This window comes from Halorussus marinus, assembly GCF_004765795.1.
GTDB classification, from domain to species: domain Archaea; phylum Halobacteriota; class Halobacteria; order Halobacteriales; family Haladaptataceae; genus Halorussus; species Halorussus marinus.
In genome coordinates, this window is record NZ_SBIV01000004.1 from 178488 (window position 1) to 193975 (window position 15488).

Annotated in this window: 17 protein-coding genes; 10 read left to right on the top strand and 7 right to left on the bottom strand. The window is 69.2% G+C overall.

All coding sequences use genetic code 11. The features are described from left to right. The first annotated feature begins 31 nt into the window (after positions 1-31). Positions 32-880: a beta/alpha barrel domain-containing protein gene (locus tag EPY72_RS10050; RefSeq protein ID WP_168216020.1), complete on the top strand. Its 849-nt coding sequence runs from the start codon at positions 32-34 to the stop codon at positions 878-880. Here EPY72_RS10050 and EPY72_RS10055 read toward each other — a convergent pair. Further along, positions 877-1077 carry a hypothetical protein gene (locus EPY72_RS10055; protein WP_135806324.1) on the bottom strand — a complete coding sequence of 67 codons (201 nt, stop codon included), beginning with the start codon at positions 1075-1077 and terminating at the stop codon, positions 877-879. The genes EPY72_RS10050 and EPY72_RS10055 overlap by 4 nt on opposite strands. A gap of 239 nt (positions 1078-1316) precedes the next feature. Here EPY72_RS10055 and EPY72_RS10060 point away from each other — a divergent pair, with 239 nt between their 5' ends. Then, on the top strand, positions 1317-1733 hold the full coding sequence (locus tag EPY72_RS10060; protein WP_135806325.1) for a DoxX family protein: 417 nt from the start codon (positions 1317-1319) through the stop codon (positions 1731-1733). Between the two features lie 93 nt (positions 1734-1826). On the opposite strand, the gene mptA is transcribed toward EPY72_RS10060, so the two are convergent. Next, the gene (mptA, locus tag EPY72_RS10065) at positions 1827-2756 is read right to left on the bottom strand and encodes a GTP cyclohydrolase MptA (RefSeq protein WP_134670114.1); all 930 of its coding nucleotides are present in this window, start codon (positions 2754-2756) and stop codon (positions 1827-1829) included. A 50-nt stretch (positions 2757-2806) separates the two neighbouring features. Beyond that, positions 2807-3628 carry an NAD(+)/NADH kinase gene (locus EPY72_RS10070; protein WP_134670116.1) on the bottom strand — a complete coding sequence of 274 codons (822 nt, stop codon included), beginning with the start codon at positions 3626-3628 and terminating at the stop codon, positions 2807-2809. A gap of 271 nt (positions 3629-3899) precedes the next feature. On the opposite strand from EPY72_RS10070, the gene EPY72_RS10075 reads away from it, so the two are divergent. Further along, on the top strand, positions 3900-5117 hold the full coding sequence (locus tag EPY72_RS10075) for a KaiC domain-containing protein (protein WP_455429243.1): 1218 nt from the start codon (positions 3900-3902) through the stop codon (positions 5115-5117). A 210-nt stretch (positions 5118-5327) separates the two neighbouring features. Here the strand turns inward: EPY72_RS10075 and EPY72_RS10080 are convergent, their stop codons facing one another. Beyond that, positions 5328-5756 carry a universal stress protein gene (locus tag EPY72_RS10080; protein WP_134670120.1) on the bottom strand — a complete coding sequence of 143 codons (429 nt, stop codon included), beginning with the start codon at positions 5754-5756 and terminating at the stop codon, positions 5328-5330. A gap of 182 nt (positions 5757-5938) precedes the next feature. Then, positions 5939-7732, bottom strand: a complete 1794-nt coding sequence (locus EPY72_RS10085; protein WP_134670121.1) for an ATP-binding protein — start codon at positions 7730-7732, stop codon at positions 5939-5941. Positions 7733-7815: 83 nt separating this feature from the next. Between EPY72_RS10085 and EPY72_RS10090 the strand changes: the two genes are divergently transcribed. From EPY72_RS10090 to EPY72_RS10110, 6 genes are all read left to right on the top strand, one after another. Beyond that, positions 7816-8166, top strand: a complete 351-nt coding sequence (locus EPY72_RS10090; RefSeq protein WP_134670123.1) for a DUF7113 family protein — start codon at positions 7816-7818, stop codon at positions 8164-8166. Positions 8167-8217: 51 nt separating this feature from the next. Next, positions 8218-8358 (top strand): hypothetical protein, encoded by a 141-nt coding sequence (locus tag EPY72_RS19405; RefSeq protein WP_167599425.1) that lies wholly within the window; start codon positions 8218-8220, stop codon positions 8356-8358. A 58-nt stretch (positions 8359-8416) separates the two neighbouring features. Continuing rightward, positions 8417-8878: a desampylase gene (locus EPY72_RS10095; RefSeq protein ID WP_135806327.1), complete on the top strand. Its 462-nt coding sequence runs from the start codon at positions 8417-8419 to the stop codon at positions 8876-8878. Positions 8879-8922: 44 nt separating this feature from the next. After that, positions 8923-9972: a zinc-binding dehydrogenase gene (locus EPY72_RS10100; RefSeq protein ID WP_135806328.1), complete on the top strand. Its 1050-nt coding sequence runs from the start codon at positions 8923-8925 to the stop codon at positions 9970-9972. Beyond that, on the top strand, positions 9969-10253 hold the full coding sequence (locus tag EPY72_RS10105) for a DUF7977 family protein (protein ID WP_134670129.1): 285 nt from the start codon (positions 9969-9971) through the stop codon (positions 10251-10253). The genes EPY72_RS10100 and EPY72_RS10105 overlap by 4 nt, the downstream gene beginning before the upstream one ends. A 66-nt stretch (positions 10254-10319) precedes the next feature. Next, positions 10320-10952 carry a MogA/MoaB family molybdenum cofactor biosynthesis protein gene (locus tag EPY72_RS10110; RefSeq protein ID WP_134670131.1) on the top strand — a complete coding sequence of 211 codons (633 nt, stop codon included), beginning with the start codon at positions 10320-10322 and terminating at the stop codon, positions 10950-10952. Positions 10953-11050: 98 nt separating this feature from the next. Here EPY72_RS10110 and EPY72_RS10115 read toward each other — a convergent pair whose 3' ends face one another. Beyond that, positions 11051-11635: an NUDIX hydrolase gene (locus EPY72_RS10115; protein ID WP_135806329.1), complete on the bottom strand. Its 585-nt coding sequence runs from the start codon at positions 11633-11635 to the stop codon at positions 11051-11053. A 202-nt stretch (positions 11636-11837) separates the two neighbouring features. On the opposite strand from EPY72_RS10115, the gene carB reads away from it, so the two are divergent. Beyond that, on the top strand, positions 11838-15107 hold the full coding sequence (gene carB, locus EPY72_RS10120; RefSeq protein WP_135806330.1) for a carbamoyl-phosphate synthase large subunit: 3270 nt from the start codon (positions 11838-11840) through the stop codon (positions 15105-15107). Positions 15108-15120: 13 nt separating this feature from the next. On the opposite strand, the gene EPY72_RS10125 is transcribed toward carB, so the two are convergent. Then, a complete protein-coding gene (locus EPY72_RS10125; protein ID WP_134670136.1) occupies positions 15121-15477 on the bottom strand; it encodes a DUF5802 family protein in 357 nt (118 codons plus the stop codon). Between the last annotated feature and the right edge of the window lie 11 nt (positions 15478-15488).

The window sequence follows — 15488 nt, forward strand, 5'->3', positions numbered from 1 at the left end:
GAGCCATGAGGGCCCGCGGGCAACTGTCGGCGTGACCTGTTTCGACCGGCTTCGGAACCGGATACGCGAGACCGGCGGCGGCCTCGCGGTCGGGCTGAACCCCGAGCGTTCGCGGCTCCCCGCCGACTGTCGCGAGTACGACTACCCTCGGCGGGCGTTCACCCGCCGCATCGTCGACGCGACCAGCGACCGCGCGGCGGCTTACACCCTGAACCCGGCGTACTACGCCGACGCCGACGGTCGGGTCGCGATGGCCGAGACCGTCGCCTACGCCCGCGGACGGGGCGTGCCGGTCATACTCGACGGCAAGTGGACCGCGATCCGCGGGTCGCGGGTCGGTCTGCTCGATTCGGTGGACGCGGTGACGGTCGCGCCAGCGGTCGGCGTCGGCTCGGGCGCGCTCGGCGACGAGGCGCTCGCGCGACTTCGAGACACCGAGACGGCGGCGTTCGCGGTCTGCCGGACGCCCAACGCGGGGGCGAGCGACCTCCAGGCGCTCGCGGTCGCCGGCGAGAGCGACCCCGAGGAGACGGTAGCCGAGCGGGTGGCCTCGCGGGTCGCCGAACGGGCGGCCGACGCCGAGACCGCGATCGGACTGCTGGTCGGCGGCCCGAGCGAGACGCTCGAACGGCTCCGCGAGCGCGCCCCGGACCTGCCGTTTCTCGCGGTCGGCGAGACGAGCAACGACCCCGACGTCGCCGACTACGTGACTCCCGACGACGCGGGCGAGCCGGGCGTCGGCCTCGTGGAGGCCGGCCGGGAAGTCATCTACGCCGGCGAGGCCCCCGGCGCCGCCCCCAGCCGCGATCGGGACCGGGACGCCGACGCGTACGCCGCCGCGGCCCGGCAGGCGGCGGGACGACTCAGCCGCCGGCTTTAAAAGCGCATCACGTCCTCGTCGTCGAGATCGTCGGGTACCGTGGTCGCGCGCCCGTCGTCCCCGTCGGTCGAAGCGCACTGGACACAGAGGTCGAACCGCTCGCTCCAGTGGTCCTCGCAGGCGAGAGTCCCGCAGTTCGGACACGAGTGGGCCGCCTCGTTGCGCTCGCAGATCTGACAGAGGCCGGTGACGCTCATGGCGAGTACGTACGACGCCCGGCCCAATGAGTGTGTGGGCGACCCGCGATTCGGGCGTCGTCTCAGCGCGCCGACGACTCGATGACATCGGTGTCAGCCGGTGGCGCCAGTGTTGCCGAGATTATATATCGGTTCCGAATAGAACTACGTTCCGTGACGAAACCCAGTAACCGATCGAAACCTGAATCGCGCCCACGGACCCTCGAACCAGACGCCCGATCGCGGGAGGTGTCGGTCTGATGGCGGTCACCGGCGTCGAAGGGATCGCGCTCCTCGTCGGTCGCGTCCTGTTCGGGGGCGTCGTCGCGTTCATGGGGTTCAACCACTTCGTGCAGACCGAACAGATGACCGGATACGCCGAGTTCAAGGGCCTCCCCGCTCCGACGCTCTCGGTCCTCGGGTCGGGGGCCGTCCTCGTCGCCGGCGGCCTCGGCGTTCTCGCCGGCGCGTTTCCCGTCGCGAGCGCGATCGCCGTCGCGGCGTTCCTCTTACTCTCGGCGGTGACGATGCACGACTTCTGGGCCGTCCCCGACGACCAACGGCAAGACGAGATGACCCAGTTCCTCAAGAACGTCGCGCTGGCCGGCGGTGCTGTCGTGGTCGCGGCGGTCGGCACGCAGGCGTGGGCGTACGACCTCGGCCTCCGTCTCCTGTAACGCCGCACGACTGTTCTCAAAATTCGTTCTCGGGTCGGGACGGAGCGAGCAGTCCGACGCGGCGAATCGCAGGGCGGACGGATCGAAATGCCGTCAGTCGTCGGCGACTTCCTCGCGGAGCGTCCCCAACTCGGCCATCCGCTCGGCGTGGGCGTTGTGCTGGTGGATGGACTCGTCGTTGCTCTGTTTCATCGTGACGACCGCGTCGTCGGGGAGGTCGGGGAACTGGGCCACCACGCCCTCGGCCATGTCGCGCACGCAGTCCTCGACAAACTTCGCGTTGGCGTGGGCCTCGAAAGTCATGTGGTCCTCGTCGGGACGCTTCGCGAGGTTGTAGATCCGCGCGCTCATCGAGTCGCGGGCCACCTCGATCAACTCCAGGAGGTTCACCTCGGGCGCGCCCTCGCTCTCGACGGTGAGCGTCGCGTGACCGCGCTGGGAGTGGCCCGCTTGGGGGACCTCCCGCAGGAACTCCCGCACCTCCTCGTCACCGACTCCGAGGTCCTCGAGTTTCCGGCGGGCGGTCTCGCTCATCATCCCCTGCGAGCAGGGACAGACGGTCATGCCGGTGACCCGCGCGCCGATCTTCTCGCGGGTGCCCTCGTCGGTGGCGGTCGCGCCCGCGAGGATGTCGACGGTCGCCTGCGTCGGGCGCTCGCTCGCCGGGGTCTCGTCTTTGATCATGTACTCGGCCTCCATCTGGACCTCGGCCTTGGAGGTGTAGTCGTGTTTCTCGAGGAGGCGCTCGGCGGCCTCCCCGCAGACGTCCTCGACGCGATAGGTGGGTTCGGTCACCGCGTCTTCGAGGATCTCGTCGACGACTTCCATGTTGCGACTCATGTCCGCGCCCTTCCGCCAACTCGGCAGGTCGACCAGCACTTCGAACTCCGCGGTCAGCACGATCGGCCGCTTGTCGGGTCGCGCGAGTTCGACCAGCTTGGTCACGCCCGTCACGCCGACCCGGTTCAGGCCGACTTCTACGTCCGGCTCGGACGCCTGTACGTCCGGCAGTTGCTCGTCCATTACCCGAGGATAGCGAGCGGGGCTGATTAGGGCTTTCCCTTTCGGAAAAGTCAGTCGAGCTTCCCGAGCGCCTCGAAGAAGTCGCTCGCCGGTTCGGCGATCCGGGCCGGCTCGTCGGCGACGCCAACTCGGACCCACTCGGGGGTCTCGATCCGCTTGCGGGTGCTGTCGCCGCTGACGAAGCCGTGTTCGGCGTCGGCCGCCCGAATCTCGACCTCGCTGTCGCTCGGGATCACCAGCGGCGCCATCGACTCGGCCGCGCACATCTCGGTCACGATCAGGGCGTCGACCTCGGGGTGGACCACCGGGCCGCCCTCGCTGAGGTTGTACGCGGTGCTACCGGTCGACGTCGAGACCAGCACGCCGTCGCCCCGACCGCCGGCGAACAGCCGACCGTCGACCCTGACCTCGTACTCGATCCCGTTGCCGTGGCCCCGCTGGGCGCCCTGGACGACGATCTCGTTGAGCGCCGGCGGGAGCGTCCAGTCGCCGTCGCCGTCGGCGATCAGCCGGGGCGCCTCCCGGACCGGGATCGATCCCGATTCGCGGTAAACGGCGACCACCGACTCGACCGTCTGGACCGCCTCGCGAGGTGCGACGCCGTTGAGGAATCCGACCTCGCCGAGGTTGACCCCCAGAATCGGCGTCGAGCCCGCGCCGCGGGCCGCAAAGAGGAACGTCCCGTCACCGCCGATCGAGACCACGAGGTCTGTGGCGTCCATCTCGTCGACCGGCCGACCGTCGCCGTCGACCGTCGCGGCCGTCGCGGCGTCGAGCCAGACGGTCACGTCGTCGGGCAGCGTTTCACGTATTCGTGCGGCCAGAAAGGCGGCGCGGGAGTTGCCCTTCTGGGCGACGATACCGACTTTCATCGATGGCACTTCTCGCCCGGTCGGCAAAAGTCCGCCGACACCGAGAAACATTCAAATGCGGTCGGTCCGACGTGTCACACATGTTCCCGCGCGCTCGACGGTCACGGAGGTGGACGGCGTGAGCGACGACGACTGGTTCGAGCGCGCGCTCGACGAGGCGTCCGACGAGGAGACCGACGACTCCGAGTCCGAAGACGGCGAGCGCTCGGCCGACGCCGAGGCGCCCTCCGAGATCGGAGACCGGGAGAATGCAGGCGCCGACCCGGGCGGAATCGAGCGCGAGGCAGACCGCGGCGAGTCGGAGTTCGGCGGCGACGCCGACACGGACGCCGGATTCGGCACCGATTCCGGGACGGACACCGGGTTTGGCGACGCCGGCGGCGCCGACGGATTCGGGGATACGTCCGAGACTGACCCCGGATTCGGGGATGATGCCGACACGGACTCCGGGTTCGGCCCAGACGCCGAGGGCGGTGACGTCGTCGGCGACGATCGGGACGCCGGGGACGGCCCCGACGGCGAAGCCGACGGGTTCGCGGACGCCGACCCCTACGAGGCCAGCGACGACGAGGGGCTGTTCGACGAGGACTTCAGCACCGCCTTCGAGAACGCACCGGGCGGCGGTGGCGCCGGCGGCGACACGGAGTTCGGCGACGCCGGCCTCGGCGACGCCGCCCCCGAGGGGTTCGGTGGCGACGACGCCGGCTTCGGGATGGGCGGTGGCGGCGGGTTCGGCGAGACCGACGAGCCGTTCGAGGAAACCGAGTTCGACGAGGAGTTCGAGTCGTCGATCCCGCGAGTGGACGTCGGAATCGAGGGCCTCGACAGCATGATTCAGGGCGGGGTGCCCGAGCGGTCGCTGTTGACCACCATCGGGTCGGCCGGGACCGGCAAGACCACGTTCGGGCTCCAGTTCCTCAACGAGGCGCTCGAAGCCGGCGAGAACGCGGTGTTCATCACCCTCGAAGAGAGCCGCGGTCGGATCATCAACACCGCCACCGAGAAGGGGTGGTCGTTCGACGACTACGAGTCGGAGGGACGGCTCGCGGTCATCGACCTCGACCCCATCGAGATGGCGAACAGCCTCACGTCGATCCGAAACGACCTCCCGCGGCTCATCGAGGACTTCGGCGCGTCGCGGCTCGTCCTCGACTCGGTGTCGCTGCTGGAGATGATGTACGACGAGCAGGCGACCCGCCGCAACGAGGTGTACGACTTCACGCGGAGCCTCAAGCAGGCGGGCGTGACCACGATGCTCACCAGCGAGGCCAGCGAGGAGAACTCCTACGCCTCCCGGCACGGCATCATCGAGTATCTGGTGGACGCGGTCTTCATCCTGCGGTACATCCGATCGAGCGACGACTTCCGGGAGACGCGGCTCGCGGTCGAGATTCAGAAGATTCGGGACGCGAACCACTCCCGGGAGATCAAACCCTACTCCATCACGAACGACGGCATCAGCGTCTATCGGCAGGCGAATATCTTCTGAGGCGACCTGTTGCTGTCTTTGCGAGCACCGGTTCGGAAGCCCGGCGGTCTTCGGGTGCGGGCGGCGCCTGCACGCGCGGCCCTTGCAGACGCTCGATCAAAAACACCGGGAGAGCGTAGTGGTGAGAGGGGTTGGCACGGACGCTGAGCGCGTCTCGCCGGGGGCGGCGCGACTCGCGGAGCCCGTCGGACGGCGACAGCGAGGCGTAGCCTACCGCACGACCGTCACCGGCTTCGTCGCGCGCCGGACCACCGTCTCGGCGACGCTACCGAGCAGGATTCGCGAGACCCCCGATCGGCCGTGGCTCCCCATGACGATCTGGTCGATTCCTTCCTCGTCGGCGTACTCCACGATGACGCTGGCGGGGCGGCCCATCTCGGTGACGGGGTTCAGGGTGACGTCGTACTCGTCGGCGGTCTCCTGTGCTCCCTCGAACAGCGATTCGCTCTGCTCGCGGGCGTTCTCGTACCACTCCTCGGAGCCGCCGGGCATCCCCACCGGGGCGTTGTAGCCGGCGTCGATGGGGTCGATGACGTTGAGCACGGTGATCGTGTCGTCGGCGAACTCTTCGAGCGCGAAGTTGAGCGCGGTTCTCGACTGCTCGGAGCCGTCGATCGGGACGAGTATCTCTTTGCTCATGGCCACGGGTAGACACGGCGTTCATTTAACTCTACATGTCGCCGTCGCGAGTCGAGAACGGCGACAGGCCCGGGCGGGGAGTCGGCTTCGCTCGCCCGTCGGGTCGCTCCGAGAGAGCGGCGTTGGGCGCCTCGCTACTCGCGGTTTCACCGCTCGTGTTCCCGTGAGCCGGCCGGCTCACGCTACTCCCGGCCGTGTTTGGTCACGCACTTGGGCAAGCCGGTGATCTCGACCGGCTCGGAGTTGTCCGGCGAGTAAACCACCATCTGGCCCTTCTCCATGTACGGCACTTTCCCTTCCAGCTTCGAGGGGATGTTGACGCTCTTGATCGCGTCCTCGTCGCCGAGGTTCAGCACGATCGTGGTGTTGATCTGCTTGAACACCGCCTCGTGGATGTCTTGGGGGTCCTGGGTGATGAGAAACAGGCCCAGACGCTCCTTGCGGCCCTGCTTTGCGGCCTCGGTGAACTTCCCGATGACCTTCCGGGCCTGCACGCTGTCGGCGTCGGTCAGGAAGTTGTGGGCCTCGTCCATCCCGACCACGAGCGGCGTCTCCTTCACGCGGTCGTACCGGGGCGCGTTCGAGAGCTTCTCGTCGACGAGCAGGCTGGCGAGCGCCAGCACCACCACCTCGGTCGCCCGCGAGTCGTTGACGTGATAGGTCGGCACCACGGTGAGCCCGCCGGGCCGGACGAACCGGCGTATCTGGTCGGTGATCGGTCGGGCGTCCTGATCGAACACGTCGTGGAACGCCGAGCCGATGACCCGGCGCTTGACCGCGTCGTAGGTGGCCTCGTGGACTCGGCCCGACTCGTCGAGTTCCTCGCGGAGCGCGGGGTCGTCGACGTAGTCGACGAACTGCCGGTAGGTCCCCGAATCGCCCGCCTGCTCGAAGAAGCGCTCGATGAGCAGTCTGAGCGCGTTGTACTGATTGTCGTTGAGGCTCGCGCCCGCGACCAGCCACGGCCGGCGCCGGACCATCGAGAAGGGGATGGTGAACTCGACCTGCTCGGCGCGGTGGTGGTCGGCGGCGTAGCCGCCGGCGCCGACCTTCGGCACGAACGCGACGGTGTCGTCGTGGCCGCCGCAGGCGACGCCCTCTCGCTCCCACCGGCGGCGGTCGGCGTCGGTCACGTCCGGGTTGTCGTCGTGCATCTGGGCGTACTCGTCTTGGGGGTCGAACTGGACGACAGCGGCCCGGCGCTCGGCGCCGTCGGCCATCTCGTAGCGGCGCTCCTCGCCGAGGAACTGCCGGAGGACGTTCTTCGCGCCGTGGGTCTTGCCCGACCCGGTGCCCCCGGCCACGAGGGTGTGACGGAACACGAGCGGATCGCCGTCGCCGTAGTCGTCTTTCAGCCGGTAGTCGATCGTGGGCGGCTCGGCGGCGGTCCGGACCTTCTCGCCGCCGACCGAGAGGTGGCCGAGGAACACGCCGTCTTCGGGCATCTTGAGCCCGGTCTTGATCTCGGGCTTGTCGTCGGCCTGCCGGACGACCGCCTTCGGCTTGGGGACCCGGTCGGTCATCCGGCGCTTGAGCTCGCCGTCGTCCGAGTAGAGGACCGCGACCGGCTCCAGCGTGGCGAGGAGTTTGTAGTCGGTCTCCTCGATCTCCTCGCGGCGCATCGCGCGCTTGGAGTGAATCTCGGTCGCGTCGTCGACGCGGTACTCCTGCTCGTACGAGAGCGCCGAGACGCGACAGAACAACTTCTCGTCGTCGGGGTAGGGCGCGAGGAGGTAGGTGCCGACGCGCACGTCGTCGCGGTTGTCGGCTGTCACGTACGCCCGGAGGTGGGTCTCGTCGGACTCCTCGCTGATACGGAGGCCGTCGGCCGCCGAGAGGGTGCCGATGCCGCGGTCGCTCCCGACGGGGTCGGGCTCGATCCGCTCGAACGTGTCGCCCTCGTCGGCGGCGCCGTCCGCGGGATCGGACCCGGAGGCGTCGCCCTCGAAGCTCTCGAAGTCGCCGAGGTCGGTCATCGTTCCCGACGACGAACCCCTCGGTCAAACACGTTTCGCCGTCAGTCGCGCTCCTTTTACCTCCGGGCGCCCTATCGGAGGCCATGTTACTCATCCGCGGCGAAGGCGGGGGGACGACCCTGACGGGGACGCTGTACGAGCGCGGGGAGCGCGCGCCGCGGTTCAAGGGCGCGCCCGACGAGGACGCCCCCTACGTGTGGGTCTGCGACGAGTTCTACGAGGTCGAGAGCGGCGGGACCGTCCAGAAGGTCAACGGCGAGGAGGTCAACGTCGCGTTCGAGTCGCCGATGCCCCGAGGGTTCGACACGAAAGAACAGGCGACCCAGGCCGCCCGCGAGCACGTCAAGACCCAGTTCGCCCGCATCGGGGTCGATCCCGAGGACGTGACCATCACCGTCGAGAAGTCCGAACACGAGGCCGCCGAGCCACAGTAGTCGGGTCCGCGCGGGCCAAGCCTATTTTTGCCGGGCGACCCAAACGCCGGCGTGAAGCTATCCACGACGCTGATCGCGGTCGGCCTGCTGTTGATCGTGCTCCCGATCCCGATCCTGCCGCCGTTCGTCGGCGCGACGGTCGGGGTCGTCCTCCTGCTCGGCGGGCTCGGCCTGCGGCTGTTCGGCCTCTGAGCCCGGCCGCGGGGCGGCGACCATTTATCTCGGCTCGGCCCGAACCGGGAGCCAGACAGTGACGCTCGCTCTTCCCGACGACGTCCGCGAGGAGATACTCGCACACGCCCGCGAGGGCGCGCCCGAGGAGGTGTGTGGCATCCTCGCGGGCAGGCGCGACGGCGACGACGCGGAGGTCCTCGCGCGCCATCCGGCCGCAAACGCCGCCGCCGACCCGCGGACGCGCTACGAGATCGCCGCGCGCGAACAGCTCGAACTGCTGGAGGCGATCGACGAGGCCGGCCGCGAGGTGGTCGGGTTCTACCACTCGCACCCGCGCGGGCCGGCCGAGCCGAGCGCGACCGACGCCGCCGAGGCGACCTGGCCCGGCCGGTCGTACGTCATCGCCGTCCCCGGAGAGTCGGGCGGCGGCGAGGCCGACGATCCGACCCCGAGCGCTCTCAGATCGTGGCGCTGGACGGGCGAGCGCTTCGTCGCCGAGGACGTCCGGTCGACCGAGGCCTCGGACCCGGACGCCTGAGCCGTTGAGGTACAGTTTTACCCCCGGAACCCCACGCTTCGACTATGCAAGCCGTCCAGTTCACCGACCACGGTGACCGCGACGTCATCGAGTACGGCGACTTCCCGGACCCGACGCCGGACCGCGACGAAGTGCTCGTGGACGTGAAGGCGGGCGCGCTCAACCACCTCGACGTCTGGACCCGGAAGGGGCTCCCGGGCGTCGACCTCGAACTGCCCCACGTCCCCGGTAGCGACGCGGCGGGCGTCGTGCTCGAAGTCGGCGAGGACGTGACCCGGTTCGAGCCCGGCGACCGGGTGGCGCTGTCGGCCGGCGTCTCCTGTGGCCACTGCGAGTTCTGCCGGCACGGCGAACACTCGCTGTGTGAGAACTACCACATCATCGGCGAACACGTCCGGGGGGTCCACGGCGAGATGGCCGCGGTGCCCGCCGCCAACCTCGTCTCGGTCCCGCAGGGCGTGTCGTGGAACGTCGCGGCGGCCGCCCCGCTGGTGTTCCAGACCGCGTGGCGGATGCTGGTGACCCGGGCGGACGTCGACCCCGGCGAGAAAGTCCTCGTGCTCGGGGCGTCGGGCGGCGTGGGCCACGCCGCGGTCCAGATCGCCGACTACCTCGGCGCGACCGTCTTCGCGACCGGGAGCACCGACGAGAAACTCGACCACGCCCGCGAACTGGGCGCCGACCACGCGATCAACTACGCCGAAGACGACTTCGCCGACCGGGTCTACGACCTGACCGACGGCCGGGGCGTCGACGTGGTCGTCGACCACGTCGGCGAGCAGACCTACCCCGACTCGCTCAAGAGCCTCGCGAAGGGCGGTCGACTGGTCACATGCGGGGCCACCACCGGTCCGAACCCCAACGCCGGGCTCAACCGCATCTTCTGGAACCAACTGTCGGTGATCGGCTCCACGATGGCGACCCGCGGCGAGGTCGACGACGTGCTCGAACTGGTGTGGGACGGCGAGTTCGAGCCCGCGATCAGGGAGGTCCTGCCGATGAGCGAGACCGCCCGCGCCCACGAACTGCTCGAAGAGCGCGAGGGGTTCGGCAAGGTCGTGGTCGTCCCGGACAGCGAGTACGGCCGCCAATGAGCGACGACACCTACACCCACCGGCCCGGCGCCGTCGAGGGCGGGGACGCCGACGCGGAGGTCTCCGACCCCGCCGCGCCCGTCGAGCGAGGTACCGAGGAGTGGGACTGGCGCGGGTGGGTGCTGGTCGGCGTCATCGTCGTCTGCTTTCTGGTGGTCCCGGCGACGATCCTGCTGATCCCGCCGGGCGGGCCGTTCAAGGCGGCCTACCTCGTGTTGCCCCTGCTTCCGGCGTTCCTGCTCGGCGCGACCGCGGTGTGGTCGGCCCAGCGCTCGTCCTGACGTATCGGTGTCACTATCGACGGTGTGCGGCGTTGTTTTAAGGTGCTGTCGGCCGAACGCCGACGTATGGTCGATTTCCAGTCTCGCGACACGAGCCGCGGCTTCGACGACGGGGACGACGAGAGCGATCCGGACCGCGAGGAGCCCCACGGCGAGGAGTCGGGCGACGACGAGAGCCACGACCACCACGATCACGACGACCACGACCACCACGCCCACGACGTCGAGTCGCTCGGGGCCGCCGTCGTCACGGTGTCGTCCTCGCGGTCGCTCTCGGACGATCCGGCGGGCGACGCCATCGTCGCGGCGTTCGAGGCGGCGGGTCACAGCGTCGTGAGCCGCGACCTGATCGGCGACGACTACGACGGCGTCCAGGGGTCGGTCAACGCGCTGGTCCGGCGCGGCGACGTCGACGTGGTCGTGACGACCGGCGGGACCGGCGTCACGCCCGACGACGTGACCGTCGAAGCGATCGAGCCCCTGTTCGACAAGCACCTGCCCGGGTTCGGCGAACTGTTCCGTTCGCTGTCGTTCGAGGAGATCGGGACGAAGATCGTCGGCACGCGTGCGGCCGCGGGGATCGCCGAGGGGACGCCCGTCTTCTGCCTCCCGGGGAGCGAGAACGCCGCCCGGCTCGGTGCAGAGGAGATCATCGTCGAGGAGGCGGGCCACCTCGCGGGGCTGTCGGATCGCGAGTAACGCGATTCGGTAAGAATCGCGAGAAGACGAGCGGGGAGAACCGACCCGCGAGTAGCGCGATTACGTAGGAATCGCGAGAAGACGAGCGGAGCGACAGATCAGTCGAAGTCCCGGCGCATCGCGATCTCGAACCACGGGCACAGCCGGAGCTGGCGGTACCACTCGGGGTGCTCGTGGAGGCGCTCGTAGGGCACCCACATCAGGCCCGCGACCTCCGCCTCGTCGGGGTCGAGCGAGACGTCGTCGAGAGTGAGCTTGAGGACCGCACAGACCTCGTGTTCGACGCCAGCGTTCTCGAAGTAGCGCTTGTACTCGAAGCGGTCGGTGACCCGGAGGTCGTCGTACTGGTCGGGCGTGATTCCGAGTTCTTCGTCGAGGCGCTGGCGGGTGGCCTCCTCCTGTGACTGACCCTGCACCGGGTGGGAGGCGACGGTGCCGTCCCACCACGTCCCCCACAGGCGCTTGTCGGGGGCCCGCTGGGCCAGCAGGATGTTGCCCTCGCCGTCGAACACCAGCGAGGTGAACGCGCGGTGGCGCGTGCCGTCGCCGGTGTGTGCGTCGAGGCGGTTGATCGTCTCCTGCTCGTTGTCGTCGGCGTCGACCGCGACGACGTGCTGGCGGGCGTTCTCGTGCTCTGCGGTCTCGGGCGCGTCGGCGTCCGGGGCCGTGTCGTCCGTGCTCATTGGACGGCCATTACCGTGGGTCGGTAAAACGCTCTTCGATAGTTCGCGGCGAAACGCGCGCGACCGCCGCGAACGACCGTACTCCCGGGGACCGTCGGCGCGCCCGTCGCTCCGGGGCGAATTCGAATTTCGAAATTTGGCCCCGGAACTCGTAATCTATCGTCGGATTTATTACGATGAGCGAACTCTCTCCTACCAACGAATGACCGAGGAGACCACAGCCGACGGACGGACGATCCTACTCATCGGCAGCGGACCCATCCAGATCGGGCAGGCCGCGGAGTTCGACTACTCCGGGGCGCAGGCCTGCCGCGCGCTCCAGGAAGAGGGAGCGCGAGTCGTGCTGGTCAACTCGAACCCAGCGACCATCATGACCGATCCGGAGATGGCCGACGAGGTGTACATCGAGCCGATCACCACCGAAGCCATCGCCGAGATCATCCGGACGGAGAACCCCGACGGCGTCATCGCGGGGCTCGGGGGCCAGACCGGGCTGAACGTCACCGCCGAGCTCTCCGAGGAGGGCGTCCTCGAAGCGCACGACGTCGAGATCATGGGCACGCCCCTGGAGACCATCTACGCCACCGAGGACCGGGACCTGTTCCGCCAGCGGATGGAGGAGCTTGGCCAGCCGGTCCCGGCGTCGACGACCATCGCGCTCGACGAGGGCGAGGCGGTCGCCGATCTGACCGAGGAGTCGCTTCGCGAGCGCGTCGAGGCGGCGGTCGAGGCGGTCGGCGGCCTCCCGGTCATCGCCCGCACCACCTACACGCTCGGCGGATCGGGCTCGGGCGTCGTCTCGGAGATGGACGAGCTCTTCGACCGCGTCCGGAAGGGCCTGCGGCTCTCCCGGAACAGCGAGGTGCTCATCACCGAGTCGATCTCCGGGTGGGTCGAACTGGAGTACGAGGTGATGCGCGACGCCGGGGACTCGACGATCATCATCTGCAACATGGAGAACATCGACCCGATGGGTATCCACACGGGCGAGTCGACGGTCGTCACGCCCTCGCAGGTCATCCCCGACGACGGCCACCAGGAGATGCGCGACGCCGCCCTCGAAGTGATCCGTGATCTGGGCATTCAGGGCGGCTGTAACATCCAGTTCGCGTGGCGCGACGACGGCACCCCCGGCGGGGAGTACCGCGTGGTCGAGGTCAACCCCCGCGTCTCGCGGTCGTCGGCGCTCGCCTCGAAGGCGACTGGCTACCCGATCGCCCGCGTGACCGCGAAGGTCGCGCTCGGCAAGCGCCTCCACGAGATCGAAAACGAGATCACCGGCGAGACCACCGCCGCCTTCGAGCCCGCGATCGACTACGTCGTCACGAAGGTGCCCCGGTGGCCCAAAGACAAGTTCCCCGACGTGGACTTCGAGCTGGGCACCGCGATGAAGTCGACCGGCGAGGCGATGGCGATCGGCCGGACGTTCGAGGAGAGCCTGCTGAAGGCGCTTCGCTCCTCGGAGTACGACCCCGAGGCCGACTGGGCCGAGGTCGACGACCAGACCCTCGAAACCGACTACCTCGAAGCCCCGACGCCCGACCGCCCGTACGCGATGTTCGAGGCGTTCGACCGCGGGTACACCGTCGCCGAGGTCGTCGAGCTCACCGGCATCTACGAGTGGTACGTCGAGCGCTACCGGAACGTCGCCGACGCGGCGGTCGCGGCCCAGGAAGGCGAGTTCGAGTCCGCCGCCGAGGCCGGGTTCACCGACCACGAGATCACGGCGCTCGCGGGCGGCGAGTTCGAGGACACCCACTCGTCGTGGCTCCCCGCCGAGTCCGACGACGGCGCGGCCACCGACGGCGCGGGCGTCACGGTCGACGACGTCGAGGCGGCCGCCCCCGACCGGGACTTCAAGCAGGTCGACACCTGCGCGGGCGAGTTCGCGGCGTCGACCCCGTACTACTACTCCTCGCGCCGGCCGGGCGCCGGGCTCGGCCGCGACGAGGTGCAGGTCGACCCCGACGTCGAGAGCGTGGTCGTGGTCGGCGGCGGCCCGATCCGGATCGGACAGGGCGTGGAGTTCGACTACTGCTCGGTCCACGCGGTCCGGGCGCTCCGCGAGCAGGGCATCGAGGCCCACGTCGTCAACAACAACCCCGAGACCGTCTCGACCGACTACGACACCTCCGACGGACTGTTCTTCGAGCCGATCACCGCCGAGGAGGTCGCGGACGTGATCGAGGCCACTGGCGCCGACGGCGTGATGGTCCAGTTCGGCGGCCAGACCTCCGTCGACATCGGCGAGCCCCTCGAAGACGAGCTCGCGCGCCGGGAGCTCGACTGCGATATCCTCGGCACGTCGGTCGAGGCGATGGATCTGGCGGAGGACCGCGACCGGTTCAACCGCCTGATGGACGATCTGGGCGTCGCCCAGCCCGAGGGCGGCTCGGCGACCAGCGAGGCCGAGGCGCTCGATCTCGCCCACGACATCGGCTACCCGGTACTCGTCCGGCCCTCCTACGTGCTCGGCGGACGCGCGATGGACGTGGTCGGCGACGACGAGGAGCTCAAAGAGTACATGGCTGAGGCGGTCAGGGTGAGCCCCGACAAGCCGATCCTCATCGACGAGTTCCTCGCCGACGCCGTCGAGCTCGACGTGGACGCGGTCGCCGACGGCGAGGACGTGCTGATCGGCGGCATCATGGAGCACGTCGAGTCCGCGGGGGTCCACTCGGGCGACTCCGCGTGCATGATCCCGACCCGGGCGCTCGACGAGGCGACCCTCGGCCGGGTCCGGGACGTGGTCGAGGACATCGCGGTAGCGCTCGACACGGTCGGCCTGCTGAACGTCCAGCTCGCGGTCCAAGACGGCGAGGTGTACGTGCTCGAAGCCAACCCGCGCTCGTCGCGGACCGTCCCGTTCGTCTCGAAGGCGACCGGCGTCCCGATCGCCAAGCTCGCCGCGAAGGTGATGGCCGGCGAGTCGCTGGCCGCCCTCGATACCGACGAGCAGGTCCCCGAGCAGGTCAGCGTCAAGGAGGTCGTCCTGCCGTTCGACCGCCTGCCGGGGTCGGACCCGCGGCTCGGTCCGGAGATGAAATCGACCGGCGAGGTCATGGGCACCGCCGACACCTTCGGGAAGGCCTACGACAAGGCTCAGGACTCGACCGGCAAGCCGATTCCCGGCGAGGGAACCGCGCTCGTCGACCTGACCGACGACTTCGGCGAGTACTTCAGCACCGAGGAGTTCGCCACCCACTTCGAGGTGGTCACCCCCGACCAGTTCGCCGACGACGCCGCGGCGTGGACCGACCGCGCGAAGGAGGCTGTGCGGTCGGGCGACGTCGACCTCATCGTCTCGCGCAACCGCGACGTGCTCGAAACCGCGGTCGAGGAGGAAGTGACCTACTTCTCGACGGAGGCCAGCGCGAGCGCCGCGCTGGAGGCCCTCGACGCCCGCGAGGAGCCCCTCGACGTACTGCCGGTCGGGGACCGCCCAAAGCAGGTCCGCGAGTGGGGTCGCTGACCGCTCCGGCCGCTCACGTCCCGACGCCCGGGACCTGTTTTTGACATTCGAGTAGCTGTGCCGCCCGGTCGGCTTTCGCCAACAGGACTTGCTTCAGGGTCGGCGGGTTCCGGATTCGGGTGTCGTCGAGAACGTTTTCGGGGAGCGCCAGCGTCCCTTCGGGGATGTCGTCTTCGCCCCGGACCGCGAGGTGGTGGCTGTCGACTTTCATCACGAGCGGGTTGTCGAGCCGTTCGACGCCCTCGCCGGTCGCGTAGAGTTGCTCGTTGATGTGTTCGTGCTGGTCGCGACGCATCGCGGCCCGGTCGCCGTCGTGGGGTTCGACGTAGAGCCGACCCAGGTAGTAGCCGCTCGAAAACTCCTCGAACATGAGACACGCTA